The 18,494-nt window shown below is 49.9% G+C and carries 13 protein-coding genes; 9 read left to right on the forward strand and 4 right to left on the reverse strand.

Going from position 1 to position 18,494, the window contains the following annotated elements; all coding sequences use genetic code 11:
* Positions 1 to 123: 123 nt before the first annotated feature.
* From GS601_RS17285 to GS601_RS17305, 5 genes are read left to right on the forward strand one after another with little or no spacing between them, the layout of a single operon-like run.
* On the forward strand, positions 124 to 594 hold the full coding sequence (locus GS601_RS17285; protein ID WP_162424538.1) for a GPW/gp25 family protein: 471 nt from the start codon (positions 124 to 126) through the stop codon (positions 592 to 594).
* Positions 591 to 2,195: a baseplate J/gp47 family protein gene (locus GS601_RS17290; protein WP_162424539.1), complete on the forward strand. Its 1,605-nt coding sequence runs from the start codon at positions 591 to 593 to the stop codon at positions 2,193 to 2,195. The genes GS601_RS17285 and GS601_RS17290 overlap by 4 nt, the downstream gene beginning before the upstream one ends.
* A gap of 1 nt (position 2,196) precedes the next feature.
* Positions 2,197 to 5,223, forward strand: a complete 3,027-nt coding sequence (locus GS601_RS17295; RefSeq protein ID WP_162424540.1) for a hypothetical protein — start codon at positions 2,197 to 2,199, stop codon at positions 5,221 to 5,223.
* A gap of 11 nt (positions 5,224 to 5,234) precedes the next feature.
* Positions 5,235 to 6,188, forward strand: a complete 954-nt coding sequence (locus tag GS601_RS17300) for a hypothetical protein (RefSeq protein ID WP_162424541.1) — start codon at positions 5,235 to 5,237, stop codon at positions 6,186 to 6,188.
* Between the two features lie 49 nt (positions 6,189 to 6,237).
* Positions 6,238 to 9,807, forward strand: coding sequence for a choice-of-anchor R domain-containing protein (locus tag GS601_RS17305; protein WP_162424542.1), 3,570 nt, complete (start codon positions 6,238 to 6,240; stop codon positions 9,805 to 9,807).
* A gap of 123 nt (positions 9,808 to 9,930) precedes the next feature.
* On the opposite strand, the gene GS601_RS17310 is transcribed toward GS601_RS17305, so the two are convergent.
* From GS601_RS17310 to GS601_RS17325, 4 genes are all read right to left on the reverse strand, one after another.
* The gene (locus GS601_RS17310; protein WP_162424543.1) at positions 9,931 to 10,608 is read right to left on the reverse strand and encodes a cyanoexosortase A system-associated protein; all 678 of its coding nucleotides are present in this window, start codon (positions 10,606 to 10,608) and stop codon (positions 9,931 to 9,933) included.
* On the reverse strand, positions 10,605 to 11,438 hold the full coding sequence (gene crtA / locus GS601_RS17315; protein ID WP_162424544.1) for a cyanoexosortase A: 834 nt from the start codon (positions 11,436 to 11,438) through the stop codon (positions 10,605 to 10,607). The genes GS601_RS17310 and crtA overlap by 4 nt, the downstream gene beginning before the upstream one ends.
* Positions 11,439 to 11,597: 159 nt before the next feature.
* Entirely contained in the window at positions 11,598 to 12,326 is a 729-nt protein-coding gene (locus tag GS601_RS17320) for a response regulator (protein WP_162424545.1), read from the reverse strand.
* 9 nt (positions 12,327 to 12,335) lie between these two features.
* A complete protein-coding gene (locus GS601_RS17325; protein ID WP_238393342.1) occupies positions 12,336 to 13,337 on the reverse strand; it encodes a sensor histidine kinase in 1,002 nt (333 codons plus the stop codon).
* Positions 13,338 to 13,678: 341 nt separating this feature from the next.
* Between GS601_RS17325 and kdpA the strand changes: the two genes are divergently transcribed.
* The 4 genes from kdpA to kdpC are packed head-to-tail and all read left to right on the forward strand — an operon-like array spanning position 13,679 to position 18,432.
* Positions 13,679 to 15,403, forward strand: a complete 1,725-nt coding sequence (kdpA, locus tag GS601_RS17330; protein WP_162424547.1) for a potassium-transporting ATPase subunit KdpA — start codon at positions 13,679 to 13,681, stop codon at positions 15,401 to 15,403.
* Between the two features lie 34 nt (positions 15,404 to 15,437).
* On the forward strand, positions 15,438 to 17,528 hold the full coding sequence (kdpB, locus tag GS601_RS17335; protein WP_162424548.1) for a potassium-transporting ATPase subunit KdpB: 2,091 nt from the start codon (positions 15,438 to 15,440) through the stop codon (positions 17,526 to 17,528).
* Positions 17,529 to 17,547: 19 nt separating this feature from the next.
* Positions 17,548 to 17,808: a K(+)-transporting ATPase subunit F gene (gene kdpF / locus GS601_RS17340; protein ID WP_162424549.1), complete on the forward strand. Its 261-nt coding sequence runs from the start codon at positions 17,548 to 17,550 to the stop codon at positions 17,806 to 17,808.
* 21 nt (positions 17,809 to 17,829) lie between these two features.
* Positions 17,830 to 18,432 carry a K(+)-transporting ATPase subunit C gene (gene kdpC / locus GS601_RS17345; protein WP_162424550.1) on the forward strand — a complete coding sequence of 201 codons (603 nt, stop codon included), beginning with the start codon at positions 17,830 to 17,832 and terminating at the stop codon, positions 18,430 to 18,432.
* Positions 18,433 to 18,494 lie beyond the last annotated feature (62 nt).

Genomic DNA, 18,494 nt, shown 5'->3' on the forward strand with positions numbered 1-18,494 from the left:
AAAACCGTTTTTCTCGAACTTTACGCAGCATTATCTCTTTTATAGATTTTGGTTATCGTCGCTTCTTAAAAGCAATTCACAATTCAGTTCAAACGCCTTTCAAATTCTATTTCTTAGGACATCATGGCACGCAATGAAGACCGTTGGGGGATCGATTTACAACTGCTGCGTAACTTAGAACGCCAGAACAATCGCGATCGCGACAACGATCTGTCAACCCAAGTGCGATCGCAAACCCACCAAACTGATCTGGCTCTACTGCAAGGCGCTGATAACCTCCGGCAAGCCTTACTACTACGCTTTCTGACCCCTGTGGGAGAACTCACGGCTTTAGGACATCCCAACTATGGCTCTCGCCTAATTGAACTGATTGGCGAACTTAATAGCGAAACCAATCGCAATCGCGCCAAGCTCTTTGTGCTTCAGGCATTAGCAGCAGAACCACGAGTCAAAGAAGTTCGCTCGGTAGTGGTCACGCCCGATCCTCGCGATCGCACCCGCGTCAATATTCACATCTCCCTCACGCCCGTTGATAGCGATACTCCTCTAAATCTCGTTTTTCCCTTCTTTCTTGACAGAGGTATCACCCCGTGAACACTGACACTGTTAACTTGATTGATCGCTCTTACCCAGAAGTAGTAGATGACATTCTCACGGCAATGGTGGGCGGGGTTGTCAATGAACCCATTCGCTTTGATGTGAAAGTCGATCTCTACCGCTTGGCAAAGCCTGCTCAAGATATTCGCAGCATTACCAGCACCATTACCAATCCACAAACTGGAGAAACAGAGCGGTATACCTTTAAGAAAGCGATCGATTACGTATTTAGTGCGCGAGATAATGCTGTTATTTGGCAGCAAGAAGGCACTCTGCCAGATGATGAAACGGTATTTTATGTCGATTATTTTTTAACGAATAGTTCCTCACCGATCACCGATATCAATGTTGGAAGTGTCACTCGTACCATTGGTGAAGCGATCGGGCGAGAGATTGCTACGGTCTATCAACAAATCAACCAAGCGTATTTGGCTGGGTTTATAGATACGGCAACGGGAAAATCATTAGATCTCGTCGTCGCAATTCTGGGTGTCACTCGCAAAACCAAAGATTTTGCCCAAGGGTTAGTTAGCTTTTTGCGCGACCCAGCAGCAACAGATGGCAACATCACGATTCCAGAAGGCACACTGCTTCGCACCGCACAGGGCATTACCTTTGTAACCGCGCAGGCAGGCACGTTACAGCGTGGGCAAGTCCGAATTGATCTGGCGGTTCTGGCGGGGGAAGGCTCGAAAGGCAACGCAGGTCTCGTAAATGCGGGTGAGATTAATACGCTGGCTCAACCGATCGCAGGAATTGCCAGCATCACAAACTTTGAGCCGACGATTTTAGGGGGTGAAGACGAGACCGACGTTGCCCTACGATCGCGAGCTAAAGCCGCTCTGCGCGGATTGGGTAAAGGAACGTTAGCCGCGATCGCAAAGGTGATCTTTGAGCAACGCGGAGCCTTAGCCGAAGTGTCTGACCCCAATAGCGCCTTAGATAAGCGATCTGATCCGGGCAAAGTGGTGCTGTTGGTGGAAAGTGAGCCAGAGCGATTTGCTGGGTTACGAGCGGAAATCGAACAAACTCGCGCTGCTGGCGTGCATGCCTTAGTTGTGGCGCGATATATATTCTTTAAGCCGCGCATTGTCGCTAAACTGAAATCAAATATTACCGCAACGGGTGACATTAAAGTTGTTGATGAAATGATTGCTGCACTGCAAGGCTATGTGAATAGTTTAAGTAGTGGTCAGCCTGCGGTTGGAAAAGATATGTTAAACGCATTAAAGCAAGTTAAAGATCTCGATTCGTTCACCATTGTCGATGCGATCGCATGGCAAACAGAAGTGGGACGCGACAGCACCGAAACGCTGGTAGACGCCATTCTCGATTCGATTCAAAATACGCCCCCTGCTGATCCGCAAGCGACTCGAAGCGCGATCGCGCAGGTGGTTCAATCGGCACCGTCGCTTGTCGTTCCGACTGGAAAACGCACACCAAACCGGAATCTAGTCGTTGGAGCTAGTGGGCAGCGCGCCACTGATAGCGAGATTGAAGCGGGTGAATTTAGCGTGGTGACACCTGCGATCGCGAATCAGAACTGGTGGATTGTATTGGATCTTGAACGCGCTGATATCGTCTTACAGGAGGGGTGATATGCCAAAGACTAAACGCATTCTGAGCTACCTTCCCGGAACCTTTCGCCTCTTCCCTAAAGCGCCCGTTTTGTATGCGGTGGTGGATGCGTTTGGTCGAGAATTGTTGTCGGCTGAAAATACGTTGGCGGAGGTGATGAGTTCTCATTGGGTCGATCATGCCGATCGCAATGCAGAAGTAGTGAATGATTTAGAACGCCTTGCCGCTCTCTATGGGTTAGCCCCTCGTCGCGATGAAGAGGGTGAAATTTTAGAAGGGGTTGAGGAATTTCGGGAGCATCTCAAGCGCTATGTACGAACGTTTTTAGAGGGGACGGTAACGGTTCAGGGAATTCTGCGAGTGACAGCCGAGGCTTTGGGATTGCAGATTGCGGATGATTATGCTGATCTCGATAGCTGGTGGAATCATCCGTCGTCTGAGGTATCAGCCCCTCGCTTTGTCACACGGGCAATGGTGATTGATGAAGCGGCTCAAGTGGTGTTTGGCTTTACGGCGGCTCAAGCGGTAGGAACACCTGCGACGAGTGCCGAGGTGATCGGAGACATTGATCTGAGTCGAGGAATCGATTTGCGGCAGCAGAATTTGCTGCGAGTGAAAATCGATGATCAAGCACCTGTTGAAATCGATTTTGCCAATCATCCCCGCATTCCGCGACCTCGTGCGGCGGTGTTGCAAGAGATTGTCGATGCCATTCGCGATCGCATCACTCCTAGCGTCGTTTCTGACGATGGCAAACATTTAGTTCTGCGATCGCTCACCATGGGAACCACAAGCCAAATCGCCTTCGAGCCGCCCCAATCAACCGATGCGCTAGACACGTTGTTTGGTCTAGCTCCGGGCATCTACCGAGGGCAGGAAACTCCAGCAGCCCCAGCCCGTTTAGTCGGAACCCAAGATTTGAGCAATGGTGCAGATTTGCGATTCGCTCGGTTCTTGGAAATTGCCGTTGAAGGAACTCCTCCGATCGTGGTGGATTGTGCGGTTGGCGCGGTTGATTTAGAGCGAGTCGAACTCGATCAAATCGTGGCAAATCTCAATTCTGCCATTTCACCTGCGATCGCAACTCATGACGGCACGGTTTTAACCATTACTTCTAATGCAACGGGTATCATTGCCCAACTCGAAGTTCAAACGTTTAACGATGTGGAAAGAGATGCTCGTAACTTGTTATTTGGCAACGTTCCTATCACTACGAGAGGAACTGCTGCAAAAGCTGCGAATATTATCAGTAACGTTGATTTGGTCTCTCCTGTTAATCTCTCCCAACGCCAGATGCTACGGTTAAGCATTAATGGTTCTCTTACAGAAATCAACATTGCAGGCAACACGCCAGAGAAAACGTCTCTCGCTGAAATTATCACTAAAATTAATTCAGCCGTCTCCAATTTAGCAAGTACAGCAGAGAATGGTCGGCTGCAACTCAGCGCACCCGCTAGTGAGACAAGTAGCTTAGCGATCTTGCCATTGCGCTATCTCGAACTGATTGAATATCCGCCAGTCAAACTCTCTCAGCAGATTTCTGTACATCATGGTAATGGTTGGACAATTACGAATGATGGCGTGACCGACACAGTTGCAGAAATTCAATTAACTACGTCTCAAGGAACAGTCGGGATAACGCTGGTGAATGAAACGGTGGGATGGCAAGTTCGCATTTTAACAGTGCTTGCGATCGCGGAAACCGTCAAGTTATCCCAAGACCCGGAATTCGGACTCCAAGCCATGATCACGTCTGCAACTGGAGAAGTTCGGGCTGTGCCGGGTTCTCAAATTTTAGTCGGGTTGGTGCAAGGAACTCAGGCACAAATCCCATTTGCAGGCAGCAAATACCTATCCGACGGAATCCTGCAACTAAATTCTCCTACAGCCGCTAATCTTGTTGTCCTTCGAGCCAGATCGAGGGATGCTCCGATTGCAGTCACTGTTACAGAACATATTACTTCTGATCCTAGTGGTGCGATCGCACCTCGATTTGATGTAGTGTTGCGTCAAGAATCGGAATCTGACACTCCTGTTATTGAACAGTACATTGGGGTTAGCATTGGAAACAGTATAAACTCGCTAGTTCAACAGATCAATTCTGGGTCTACCCGATCCAACCTTGTAAGAGCCGAAGAACTCCCCAAAAACACCGTACTAAGCCTGCCCTGTGGCAACTCTCACTGGCGGTATTTAGAGTGTTACGGCAGTCGGTTTAATCAGGCGAGGTTCGATCACAATCGGTTTGCAGGCGGATTTTGTGCAGAACGGGGTGTATTCAACGTGAGTCACTTTAGTTCTGCATCGGATGCGGTTCCTTCGGAGTTGCGCCTTGGGCGAATCGCGGCGGTCTTCACCACTGCCACTGCTCTTCCTGATCCGAGCGTTGACCTAACTTTCAATTGGGTCAGCCATCGCGCAGGAGCCTTTGTCGTTAATTTACCAAGCGATCTTCCGCCTCGGTTTGGGGGCAAGTTCAACGAAGCCCGCTTTAGCCAGGTCAAAGATCAGCCAGAACGCTTCTCAAAAGCGGTGACTGAACCCGCTACCGATCCGCACGCTTTGGTGAGCCTGATTAACCAGGGACTTCCCGACGCAACACCTCCAATTTTGCCCTCCAACCTCCTGCAAGCGCAGCAAGTCTCCCAACTGCCTATGGGCTGGCAAGCCGTCAAGCTGCCCTTCCGCAAACCGCAATTCCTCAAAGCTGGAACTCAAGATACGCCTGCCAAACTCTATCTTTCCGAAGAAGGGTTCGAGGAATTTATCGAATTGAGAGCCAGCCAAGGGGGAACCTGGGGCAACGACATTGCGGTTTCTGCTCGACCCGCAGGAGCCGCGCTCTACGACGTATCCATTTTCTATCACAGTAGTCGATTTGAAAATGCGAGAGCCGTCGTCCGAGGAGGTGAGACACTGCCCGACCTGGCTGAAGATCTGCTGAAACCCGGCGCGATCGGAGTTTTGCAGGCGAAAGCTGCTGGAATTCAAGCCACTGTGACTCGTAACGGTTGCGGTGATGAATGTTTTACACAATTAGATTACTAGGAGCAATGCAAATGACAACCAATATGACCCCTTATATTGATCGTAAACCAGGCGATTTAATCACGGCTGAAGATTGGAATGAGTTACAGCGAAAAGTCAAAACAGATATCTCAGAGCAAACGAAACAAGCCATTGATCAAATCAAGAGTGTGAAAATGGCAGAAGAAGCACAAACGCTACAGGGGAAAACATTCGAGGAGATTTTGGCTAACATTCTAGACTCCGTTCTGAAAGTGCTTCCGGGCAGAACAGGCTATCTTCAAGTCTTCAAGCAACTCAACGTTGGCAAAGAAGAAAACGTGGAACACAAGCTCAAAGCCTTTCCTCTAGTCGATGTCTATCAACTCGACTATTTTAAGGTGGTTTGTTCTGAAGATGGCAACAAACCTTATGCCGAGTGGGTGACGTTCTATCTCTATCATTCCAGCGAAAAACGGATTCGGCTCGAAGACGGTACCAGCATCCCCATCGAACCCATTGGCGGCACTCATCCTTACAAAGTGCCCTTCAAGGATTTGCTAGAGCAATATCACGTTAAATATACCGATAATTCTAGTTTGGGTGATTTAGAAACCGAGTTTTGGAAGGCGTTCTTTACTCCACCCAATGATGATTTTGATGACGATCAGCATTGTCATTCTCCTTGGTTCGATCGCTGTTGTCGAGAATCAAAAACGGTGGGAGAACTGAAGAGCCGGGGAGATTGGGATGATCTTTGGCTACAAATGCGCCCGCGCAAGACGATCAATTATCCCGAACCTGTCGTCACACCTCAACCGACTCCTGGCACGGAGCCGTTACCCACCCCTGCGCCGACTCAGATCCAAATTGCTCACTTCGACTACGACACGCTGGGAATTACCCTCCTCAGCGAACCCGTTCATCCCACTGACGTGACTAATGAATTATCAGAGCGGCGCAACATTCGGCAAGAACTTAAAGTAATGCTGCTGTTAAAGGTTTAGACAAGGGTTAGACAACAGAAACGTCAACGTAAATAGGGAGTCAGTGGCAATGCAACTCTACACTGAATATTTAGGCGATCGCGACCCTTTTGTGGGCGATCGCACCGTATGGTTACGGAGTTTACCTGTGGATGCTACTATCACCCAGGCAACGCTCACCCTGGCTCCTTCATCCAGTGGCACTCCGTTTGAAGAAGTGCTCGACTTCACCCAAACCGATCATCCTCTGGGCACGATCAAAACCGAAGGGACAGGATTTGTGGAAGTTGACTTTCATGCTCGTCGCACGCTGACTCACATTCAGGGTGATGGACTTTTAGGGGCAAGCTTGCAGGTCGATTTGGGGGGCGCGTATGTTGATATCAGCGATCGCGGCACAATCCGATCTTCTGACGATTCACCATTTTCATTTCCTGCCAGTGGTCAGCTTCCTGCCCTCACTGTGAACCGCTTTAAACTCACGCAAACGGGGACGACAAATCCAACCATTGAGAGGATTACAGTTCGGTCAGTTCCCACGAATCTTAGCGTCCGATTGGGACAGTTAGCGCCGTTTTGGACGCAGTTAGGAGAATCTGCGATCGCGCAAACTTCCCCTGATTTTGCCGCGATTCTCAATGCTGTGCTAGTAGACGCAGCAACGGAAAATGGCTTTTATGTGATTCCCTTTGTTGTGCATTCGGATACGATCGCCCGTCTGAATATCAACCTTCAAATCGACTATATTCTAGAGCAGCGTGTCCTTCCTGATTATTTACCAGAAGTCACAATCCCCTATGACTTTAGTACACTTCCAGGAATCGATGAGGCATTAACAACGGTGACGCTACCTCGAAACGCAGTTGCGATCGCAGGTAAAACGCAAGCACAAATCCGAGGAGAATTTCAATCGACTCGGATCGCCCTCGGTCAGGTAGGAGAAGATGCGATCGCAACGCCTAGCCGAGAGCCAATCAGCGCCATCACCGTGTCTCCGAAGTTAACGCTGGCGCATCCATTTCAGTCTGGGCAGGAAATTGAAGTCACAGCGATCGACCTATCGCTTGCCAACACAAAACCTGGTCTAGCGGGGTTGCAGGTTGCCATTCAATCCGATGCCGATGGCAAACCCTCTGGTGAAGTCTTAACCAGTGCAGACGTAAAAGTTGCCAAACCGTTGCCCAATCAGACCAGTTGGGGCAGTGCAACCTTGCCCAATTCGTTTCGAGTCTTGCCCAATGTTCGATATTGGATGGTGCTTCAAAGCCTGGTTGGGCAAGCGTCTTGGAGCATTAATCGTGGAACAGAACCCGGACTACAATCTAGCACCGATGGCGGATTTTCTTGGCGAGTTGCCACGCTGGCAGAACAACCCGCCCCATTTGCTGCCCTGTTTCGACTGCGAAATTTACCGGATCGATTTACCGTTCCTGTTCAGGTGCAAATTGGCAAAGGAATTGAAGCCGTTCGACAACGACTAGATGAGTTTGCACCCCTCGGACGCATCGAATTTCAGTTCGATTTTGCCGCCGAGCTAAACCAATATCTTGCCAGTTCATCCGCCGCTTCCCCGTGTGGTACGGGAGATTTGTTAGTGAACGGCGATTTTTCCGATCCCCTGCTTGATGACGCGACTCGAAAGCTGTTTGGGGTTGATGCAGCAAGGGTCGAGAGCAGCGGAGGCTATTCCACCTATTACACTCAACCGCCTACGATCGCAGGCACGATCGATTTAAGTCGAGGCATTAATCTTAGTGTTGAACGATTTATTGTTCTAGCGTTGGATAATGGTAAACCGATCCGCATTGATTGCGCGGGACAAATCCCCAGCCGCACTCAATTATCAGAAATTACTCAAGCCATCAATACCGCTGTCAGGCGGCAAGATGCGGCAAGTGCTGTTCAACTCAGTGAACCGCCAAGAACCGTGTTAAGTGTGCGATCCGGTGGAGCTTGGCAAAGCCAATCGCGCCTGTCCCCTAGCCAACCCACCAGCGTAGAACTCTTACCCTGGTGCAGTACCAAGCTTCCGACAGGGTGGCAGGGAACCGCAGGACACGTCCACCGCATGAAACTCACAGACGGCACAGGTCGCGTCATCGTCGTGTTGGCATCTCCAACATTGCTCAATACCTCCGATGCACCCAACCAACCCACGCCGCTATTTTGTTTTCCTACACAACCGCAGACGGGAAACACGACTTCCATTCAAGCTGCAACGCTTTCGCAACGGATAAATTGCACGGCTGGATGCACTTATTTACTGCAATTTGCATTTGGTGTGATTACAGGTTCTTCTACATCTTCACCACGCTGGGAGATCGTGTGGTTAAACGCTAAAGGGGATGAACTGCAAACCGACGGAGATGCGATCGCAATTACAGCAAGACTACAGCGAGAAGAACGTCCTCCTTGGGTACAAACTGCCAAAGTAACGGCTCCAGCCACCGCAACGCAAGCCGACATTCGTTTCAGTTGCTCAGCTTTTGGTGGATTGTGGCTCAGCGCAGTGTCGTTTGTGCCCACGGTTGAGGCAATTGATAACGGCACCTTCACCCGTTCAGATCAAGCTGATGTGCCGTCAGGCTGGCAGCTTTTAGGAGGATGGATCGAGAACACCGAGCGCGGTGAAATTCTGAGCGGTAGAGGACCTGAAGATGCGGTTCTTGCCCAGAGCATTCCTGTTGTTGCCCAAGCGAGCTATGAGCTACACATTACAGCTTATTTGAGCGATCATCCTACTCCATCCCTAGAGCGATCGCATTCACGATTAGAACTTCACTGGATCGGCATCTCAACGCCTCCGATCGTGCTTCTGTTAGACACACCAGACTTCTCACTGCGATCGTGGACAGGAACAGTTCCTGCTGGCGTCACTACGGCTGAGATTCGGCTGATCCAACCTCAAGATCAGGGAGACCTGCTGGTTGAATCCATCTCCTTATCCCGGCTCGACTCCATTTCCCTGCCCATCGTTTTTCTGGCTGAAACCCCCGGACAACTCACCGTCTCAGATCTGCGGGTTGCCTACGATTCTCACAATCCGCCAACGCTGTCTCCAGGGGTTGCTTCACAGTTACGCTCTGCATCGATCGCCTCGCGATCGCTCCCCCCTCGACAGCCCACTCCAATGCAGCCGCAACCCTTGCTTGCAGGGACAGTTGTGCAACCGCTTTTAGCACAAACACCTCCAGCAGAATCACCCTCACAACAGCCACCTTCAGAAGAAGCCGAACCTCCACCATCAGACGAGTTACCCGAATTACCGCCCCCTCCTTTCCCTGATCATGCAGTTTCTTCAGAAGATAATGGAGGATTCACGAGTTCGCTTTTTCGCCGTGCAACAGGCACTCACAAACAGAGCAAATTGATGGCTGCACCCTCGCGCTTACCCGTTGATCGAGTGGCAATCTCACCGCAGTCGATCAGACCAACCCCAAAACCAGTTTCGCAACCTTTGCAACATCAGCCAATCATTTCAACGAAAGTGTTCGCGAGGGTGTTGAGAAAAATCAAGCGTTGGCTATTGCGATTAGTGCAAAAACTGGCGCGAAAACTTTCTTCGGCAACCACGTTTAGCCCGGTTCACCACCAACAAAGTCGCATTGCCAAAGCTAAAACTCCAACCCATCGATTTTAAAGCTCAACCAAAACTCACGTTATCACGATTAGAACGTTCTTCTGATACGACTCAAAGCCCTTGGAGGCTTACGTCATCAAAAATACCAACCCCTGGCAAAACGTCGCCACAAACAGTCTAAATCTAGTCTGGGTAATGCTTTTGCCACCATTGCACCCAGTCTAACCAGGCATGATCCATCAAGCGGGGTTGGTCGATTGCGACCCGCGCATCGATCGCCATCTTCACCCACAGGCAACGCAAATCTCGCAACGGAGCCTGACCCAGAAACCAGGGAAAAAAGCGCCTCGAAAGCACAGGTAACGTATTTTGCCGTTGGCGCAACATGCGATCGCTAACCGAAGTCCCACCATATTGGGTAATGCAAGCACTGCGATGCACCTTGCCAAACTCCTTAACCACTGCATATTCCCCGGTAGGCACCTCCACCACCGTGTAGTCAGGCTTGCGAGAAGCCAACGTCGAGTCTTCAAGAATTGCCGGAACGTGAAGATAGGTATCCACGAAATAGCGCATTTCAACCGCTAGAGGTATTTCGTTATGCAAATATTGATAGTGTCGACCAGATAAGGTTTGAGCATCAACACTGGTCACAAATGCAGGTGCCGTTTCTTGATGCAAGGTCATAGCGTAGCTTTGCACAAACTGCCATTCACGCAACGGTATTGTTGTTGGAAACGTGAATTTTGGGAAATCTGGCGATGAAGTTTGCGGAAAGAAAATTAGCTTTCCTAAAACAGTAACACTTCCCAATAACGTAGCAACCAGCAGATAGCCGCGAATGGATTCCCACTGCTTCACAATTCGGCTCCTTCTTGCACATCAGAGGGTTCTGCCTGCTCTAGCAGGTAATAGCAAACTCCGCCTAGCAATGCTACAGCGATCAAAGAAAAGATCAGTGATCCAGTTCCTAAATGCCAGTATTCAAACGCATCTCGCTTTGCCTGAGCGAACAAAATTGCCATCAGCGCTACTCGGATACCGTTAACAAAAAAGCCAATACTAATTGCAATGATGGGCAAAACTGCGGACTGTAGGCGGCTCAACGGAAACAACATGACAAAAATGAATGTCAACGTCAATAGCTGAAAAATTAAGCTGATTCCAGAACAGCCCGGATAAACCTCTACCGTTCCGGTTGGCATGATCAGGTTGACACCCTGCTGAGTCACCGGGTAGCCGCCATACCACAGCAAGTTGCTGGCAAAGTCTGCGGTGAGGCGGGAGATATCGAGCGCTGCCATGAGGCTAGTGGTTGGAATGGCAATGAATCCTAAAATCGCTAATTCGCGCCAATAGTGCTTGAGTTGCCCAAAGCCAGATGCCAACAATGCCAAGCCAAATCCTGAAACGATCGGGGCGAAGCGCAAAAATGAATCGTATCCAGTAACCGAAGCGCTCCGGAGTAAAATCCATGCGATCGCAACTATGCCTAAACTTGTGGCTGCAAGCCCGCTGTCGAGTTTGCCCCACTCTCGCCGCCCTGCCACAAACCAGGCTGCTGCCCAACAGAGCAAGCTTGGCTCTAACAGTTCAGGATGCTCACTCCTCCATACGAGATGCAAGTGGAGCGTGGTTAGGGCAACAGCAACTCCGAGCAGTAGAAACTTTGCATCAGGAAAAGATTTCACGATCGCTCAATCAACCTAGATATTGCCTGAAGAGCAAGATTACTTGATTCGCCAAGCCCCTCACGAGGCTCCAAAGATAGAGCCTTGCAAAGGCTACTGTGTTGAACTACACCTATCTTTAGATATATTGCCGAATTCAGCGTTACTTGAACGTTGATGTTACTTGAGCGGAGAAGATCCGACGTTCACCAGGTGTTTTTGAATCGCTAGCACCGCCGCTTGGGTGCGATCGCGCACCTCTAATTTCTGCAAAATCGCATGAACATGCACTCGCACTGTACCCGATGTAATGTACAACAGTTCTGCAATCTCATGATTCGACTTTCCAAGCGCAATCAACCTCAAAATCTCCTGCTCTCGTGGCGTAAGAGGATTCTCTAATGGGTTTGAATGTGGAGTTAAAGAGTTGGTTGACGTTGCCTCGACGGGTTGATCTGCTTTAACTGAACCTGAGTTCTCGGGTTGAAAGGCAGCTTGAATTGCTGTAGTTGCCGTTTGATCCCACCAGGATGCACCTGCGGCGACCGATCGCACCGCCAAAATTAACTTCTCAGCCGGGATTCCTTTGAGACAGTAGCCTTGCGCCCCGGCGATGATTAATCGCGCAATCAGGTGAGCTTTAGAATGAGACGTTAACACCAAAATGGGAAGGTCGGGAACCGCTTGCTTGATCTGACGACAGGCTTCGATTCCACCGCTGCCCGGTAGTCCAACATCCAGCAGAACGAGATCGAGCGGATATTGTTTGACTAGTTCTACCGCCGTTTCTCCATCTTCTGCTTCGGCTGCAATCTCCAATCCAGATTCTTGTTGAAGTCGCATCTTTGAGCCCAACCGGAATAGCTCATCATCTTCGGCAAGTAGAATTCGGAGAATTTTCTCAGTCATGGTCAGGTGTCATGGCGAAATAGTGGGAAGCCGAAAGGCAAATATTGCCCCGTTTGGAACTCGATTTTCTGCCCAAATCTTACCACTGTGCGCTTCAATAATCTGCCGACTAAGGTACAACCCTAGTCCCGATCCGGTGGCTTGGCGATCGCTCTGTCCTTGATAAAACCGCTCGAACAAATGCGGCAACTCTTCTGGCGCGACCCCAAGCCCCGCATCTAAGACCTTGACAACTTGATGCGACGGGCGAGATTCTAACCAGATTTCGACACTTGCCCCTCTTGGTGAATGATGAATGCTATTTGTAATTAGGTTAGAAAAAACGCGCCGGAGTTGCAGCGCATCGCCCATTGCCCACAAGGACTGTCGAAATCCAGAATCGCTGTAATTCAAGCTCAAGTGGACGCGGCGGGCGGCAGCTAATTCTCTCAGCGTCAGCATTGCGTCTTGCGCGATCGCACCCAACTCAATTGGCTGTAACTTCAGCGTCAGTCCGTCTGCATCGTTGCGATAAATATCTAACATCATTTCGACGAGTTGCAGCGTGGTTTGGTGGCTACGCTGCATCGTTGTAAAAACGGTCTGCTGAGTTGGGGTGATCGCTCCAAATTCAGCCCTTTGCATGGCTTTAAGCGTTTCTATCGCGCCGAGTAGCGGAGTTTTGAGATCGTGCGTCAGCGTCGATACAAAGTCTTCGCGGAGACTCGCTAACTGTTCTTGAGCGTGGAGGCGGAGTTGCTGTTGAGCGATCGCGGCTTGGTAGTGTCGATTGCGATCGCTGATCACACTGGTTACAATCAGCGCCATCACGACGATCGCGCGATTGACGATGGTAGAAGCTTGGCTGAGTTGGTAAACCGGAAACCACAGATTAGAAAGCGTCAAAAATGCAGCAATTAGCGTAATCAAGAAGGTTTCACGACGACGAAGATGGTTACTCGTCAACACAATGCCACCAATGTAAAGATAACCTACTACATATTCTGGTGGTGTCAGATATTCTATGCTCAATGCGAATGCGAATAGAAAAACGATCAGCCAACGTATTGCAGGTTTGGAATAGAAGTTAACAGCGTTCATTGGAAGATTGCTTCAAGCAACAACACAGAGTTTATACAAACAGTCTTTAATCTGATGATGCCTGTTAGTTTCTTTTTCGTCTCCTACGACGTGAACTCTATATCAGAAAGTATAGAGTTCAATGCTTGAAATACAAAGGTTCTAAACGTCTCACCCTATTTCAACTGATATGCTGATCGACGCTTCCTGTCTGAATAAGTTATATCTCTTTGTAAATTGCTAGGTGTTCTTGTAAAAGCCAAAATCGTCTTATCGAATTCATAAATTCCACCATGCTTCAAGGCTGGATTCAGATTACTCTCACGCTGGCGATCGTGGTTGCTATAACGCCACTTTTAGGCAGCTACATGGCTCGTGTTTATTTGCATCAACGGACGCTTCTTGATCCGATTCTTCGTCCTGTTGAACGAGTTATCTATGCACTCAGTGGCATCAACATCCAAGAATCGATGACAGGTTGGCAGTATGCGCGATCGCTCCTGCTTAGTAATCTAGTCATGGCGATTTTGGTGTATCTCATCTTTATGGGACAAGGTTTCTTGCCGCTTAATCCCACAACGCTGAGCGCTCCGACTTGGGATACTGCCCTGCATACCACGATCTCGTTTGTTACCAATACCAATCAGCAACACTATTCGGGTGAGACGACGTTCAGCTACTTCAGTCAGATGATGGGACTGGGGTTTCTGATGTTCACTTCAGCCGCCACTGGGTTAGCTGTGGGAATTGCTTTTATTCGTGGATTGACGGGACGATCGCTCGGAAATTTCTATGTCGATCTGACCCGATCGATTACTCGGATTCTGCTGCCGCTCAGTATTGTCGGTGCAGTGCTGTTGCTGATGCTGGGCGTTCCTGAGACGTTGGATGGAGCCGCGATCGCAACCACATTAGAAGGCGCGACTCAAGCGATCGCTCGCGGACCCGTTGCTCACTTTGAAATCATCAAGGAATTGGGAGAGAACGGCGGCGGATTCTTTGCGATCAACTCTGCTCACCCGTTTGAAAATCCCAATGCGGCTACAAATCTGATTGAAACTGTAGCGATGATTGCCATTCCAACCTCGCTGATTTATACCTACGGCGTTTTCGCTAATAACCGCAAACAAGCATGGCTCGTCTATGGCATGGTGTTTGCCATTTATCTAGGATTTGTGATCATCACTGCGATCGGAGAATATGGGGGTAATCCAACGATCAATGCATTACTCGGAACTCCGCAGCCGAATTTGGAAGGGAAAGAAGTCCGCTTTGGTTGGGCGCAATCTGCACTATTTGCCGTGACCACTACGGGAACGATGTGCGGCGCTGTCAATGCGCTAATTGATTCGTTTATGCCTCCGGGTGGGTTTGTGACGCTCTCAAATCTATTCTTGCAAATTGTGTGGGGCGGACAAGGCACAGGAACAGCGTATCTCTTTGTCTATCTAATTTTGGCGGTTTTTGTCACCGGACTGATGGTAGGACGGACTCCAGAATTCTTAGGACGCAAAATTGAGAAGCGAGAAGTCGTTCTGGCGAGTTTTATGGTGTTGCTCGTCCATCCAATTTTGATTTTGATTCCAGGTGCGATCGCTTTGCAGTTCCCCCTTGGGGTAAACGCTTTAGCGTTTCCTGATCAATTCGCTGGAATTAGCAACCCTGGATTTCATGGCTTATCTCAAGTGATTTATGAATATGCGTCTGCCGCCGCGAATAACGGTTCTGGACTCGAAGGATTAGCCGATTCTCAACCCGCAGCGACCGGATTGTGGTGGAATCTCAGCGCTTCGGTCGCCCTTCTGGGTGGACGCTACATTCCAATCATTGCCCTGCTGTTGCTTGCCGATAGCCTATCTCGCAAACAGCCCGTGCCAGAAACCGCAGGCACGTTACGCACCGATACTCCCTTGTTCACGGGTGTCACGGCAGGCGTCATTCTGATTCTGGGAGCCTTGACCTTCTTTCCGATTTTGGCATTAGGACCGATCGCAGAAGCCTTCTCGCTCGGCGGTTAACGTCGTCCTGATTTACTCTTCTATTCTTCCACCCATGACTTCCAATCCTTCTGATCTCCGTCAGCCCAGAGGTTCGCGCAATCAACGGCGACACACGCCCAAAGCCAATATGTCTGGCATTTATCGTCGCGCCATTCGAGATGCCTTTGTGAAGCTCAACCCGCGCGTTGCCATTCGTAACCCTGTGATGTTTGTCGTGTGGATCGGGACGATCGTGACCGCTCTAGTCACGCTTGATCCCAATCTTTTCGGGACGGCTCAAGGCGAGAATCCGCGTCTGTTTAATGGCTTGATTACGATCATTTTATTTTTCACAGTTGTGTTCGCCAATTTTGCGGAAGCCGTTGCAGAAGGACGCGGAAAAGCACAAGCTGACTCACTGCGGGCGACAAAATCAGATACCGTTGCGCGTAAAGTTCTGCCCGATGGCACGATTCAAGAGGTCAGTTCAACCACGCTTCGGCAAGGCGATACGGTTAAAGTCATTGCCGGAGATCTGATTCCTGCTGATGGTGAAGTGATTCAAGGCGTCGCCTCTGTGGACGAAGCGGCGATCACCGGGGAATCGGCTCCTGTGTTGAAACAACCGGGTACAGACATTGCCAGTTCAGTCACGGGCGGAACTCGAATTATTTCAGACGAACTGACGCTGCGGGTCACGTCCGATCCGGGGAAAGGATTTATCGATCGCATGATTGCGCTCGTTGAAGGGGCGGAACGCTCGAAAACGCCGAACGAAATTGCCCTGACGGTGTTGTTAGCGGTACTGACGTTAGTGTTTCTGATCGTGATTGCGACCCTGCCTCCGATCGCGACGTATGTTCAGGCTCCGGTTAGCATTGCGGCTCTCATTGCATTGTTGGTCGCATTGATTCCGACAACGATTGGTGGATTGCTCAGCGCGATCGGGATTGCGGGAATGGATCGCGTGGCTCAGTTCAATGTGGTCGCTACATCAGGACGCGCTGTTGAAGCCTGCGGAGACGTAAGTACTCTAATTCTCGATAAAACTGGAACGATCACGTTAGGAAACCGCCTAGCCGATGAATTTATCCCGGTGAATGGGCACAGTCTCCAAGAAGTGGCTCAGGTGTCGCTGGCAGCGAGCGTGTTTGATGAGACGCCAGAAGGAAAATCGATCGTGCGGCTCGCCCAGCAACTCGGCGCAACCGTGGACTTCGATCGCGCCTCAGCCGAAGGGATTGAGTTTTCGGCAAGAACCCGCATGAGTGGAACCGATCTGCCAAACGATCGCGAGGTGCGAAAAGGCGCGGTGGATGCGATTCGGGGGTTTGTTAGATCGCGCAGTGGAGCAATCACGCCCGACTTAGATCAAGCCTACGAAAAAGTCTCCAGACTCGGTGGCACTCCGTTAGCGGTCTGCGATGGTGGCGATCTCTACGGCGTCATTTATCTCAAAGACATCATCAAACCCGGCATTCGAGAGCGATTTGATCAACTCCGGCGGATGGGAGTCCGCACAATTATGCTGACTGGAGATAATCGAATTACGGCGTCTGTGATTGCTAGTGAAGCTGGAGTAGATGACTTTATTGCAGAAGCGACTCCCGAAGACAAAATTGATGTAATTCGGGCTGAACAAAGTAAAGGTAAGCTGGTCGCCATGACGGGAGACGGAACAAACGATGCGCCTGCCCTCGCTCAAGCGAATGTCGGCGTGGCAATGAATTCTGGTACTCAAGCCGCCAAAGAAGCCGCGAACATGGTGGACTTAGATTCTGATCCAACAAAGCTGATTGATCTAGTCACGATCGGAAAGCAACTTCTGATTACCCGTGGAGCGTTGACCACGTTCTCCATTGCCAATGATATTGCAAAATACTTTGCGATTATCCCTACTATTTTTGCGGCGGCTGGAATTGGAGCATTGAATATTATGCGGCTTTCGACGCCTCAATCTGCTATTCTTTCTGCTCTGATTTATAACGCGCTGATCATTCCTGCTCTAATTCCATTAGCGCTGCGAGGCGTGCAATTTCGACCGTTGACCGCCAATCAACTTCTACGACGAAACATTTTTATCTATGGCATTGGTGGAGTGATTGCCCCATTTGTTGCCGTCAAACTGATCGATATAATCATCAGTGCAGTTGGTCTAGCGTAATTTTTCTTTAGGAGTTCATATGATCCGTAACTTAAATTCAATGCTCGCTGATGTGGGTGAAACTTGCTCTACTGGTTGGGATTCTGGGCGTCGGCAACAGGTTCCGCGCTACCTGTTCTTGCTGCTTTGTCTCAATCTCGTTGCCGCACCTGCCGTTTATGCCGCAACCGATGGCGCATTCTCCAAAACTCAATCCTATGCGATCGCACTCCTCGCCCTCACCACCGTCGCCCTCGCCGCTTATCTGTTCGTTGTCATCTTTCAGCCCGAACGGTTCTAAGTCCTTTTATCGTTTACTGCTATGAGCTTAACTCGCGATATCTCTAGAGCCATCCGCTCTACTCTCGTCCTGTGGATTCTGACTGCCGTCCTGTATCCGTTTGCAATGTTGAGTTTTGGACAAATTGCCTTTTCCAATCAAGCCAATGGCAGCTTGATTAGAAATGCTGGAGGAACCGTGATTGGATCGGCGCTGATCGGACAGCCATTTGAGAGCGATCGCTACTTCAACAGTCGCCCTAGCACGACTAGCTACAGTACGGCTGACCCAAACAATGATGCCAACAGCATCCTGAAAACCGGGGTTTCGGGCGCTAGTAACTATGCTCCGAGCAATCCAGAACTCCAAAAACGGGTTCAATCTGAGGTGGAACGTCTGAAGCAAGCAGGCATTCAACCGACCGCCGATTTAGTCTATACTTCCGGTTCCAGTCTTGATCCTCACATTTCAGTCGAGGCAGCCAGAGCGCAGGTTGCTAGAATTTCTAGAGTCCGCAACATCGAGGCGAACAAACTGGAATTGCTGATCACTCAACACACAGAAGGTCGCTTTTTAGGCATTTTTGGTGAACCTGGCGTCAACGTTCTGCGCTTAAATCTGGCGTTGGATCAGAGCAATGCTTAAGGTGTTCGATCGCGTCCTGATCAGAATAACTCCGCCTCAATTTTCTATAACGATCGCTGATT

Origin of the sequence: Myxacorys almedinensis A (genome assembly GCF_010091945.1) — a bacterium.
In the GTDB taxonomy this organism is placed as follows: domain Bacteria; phylum Cyanobacteriota; class Cyanobacteriia; order Leptolyngbyales; family Leptolyngbyaceae; genus Myxacorys; species Myxacorys almedinensis.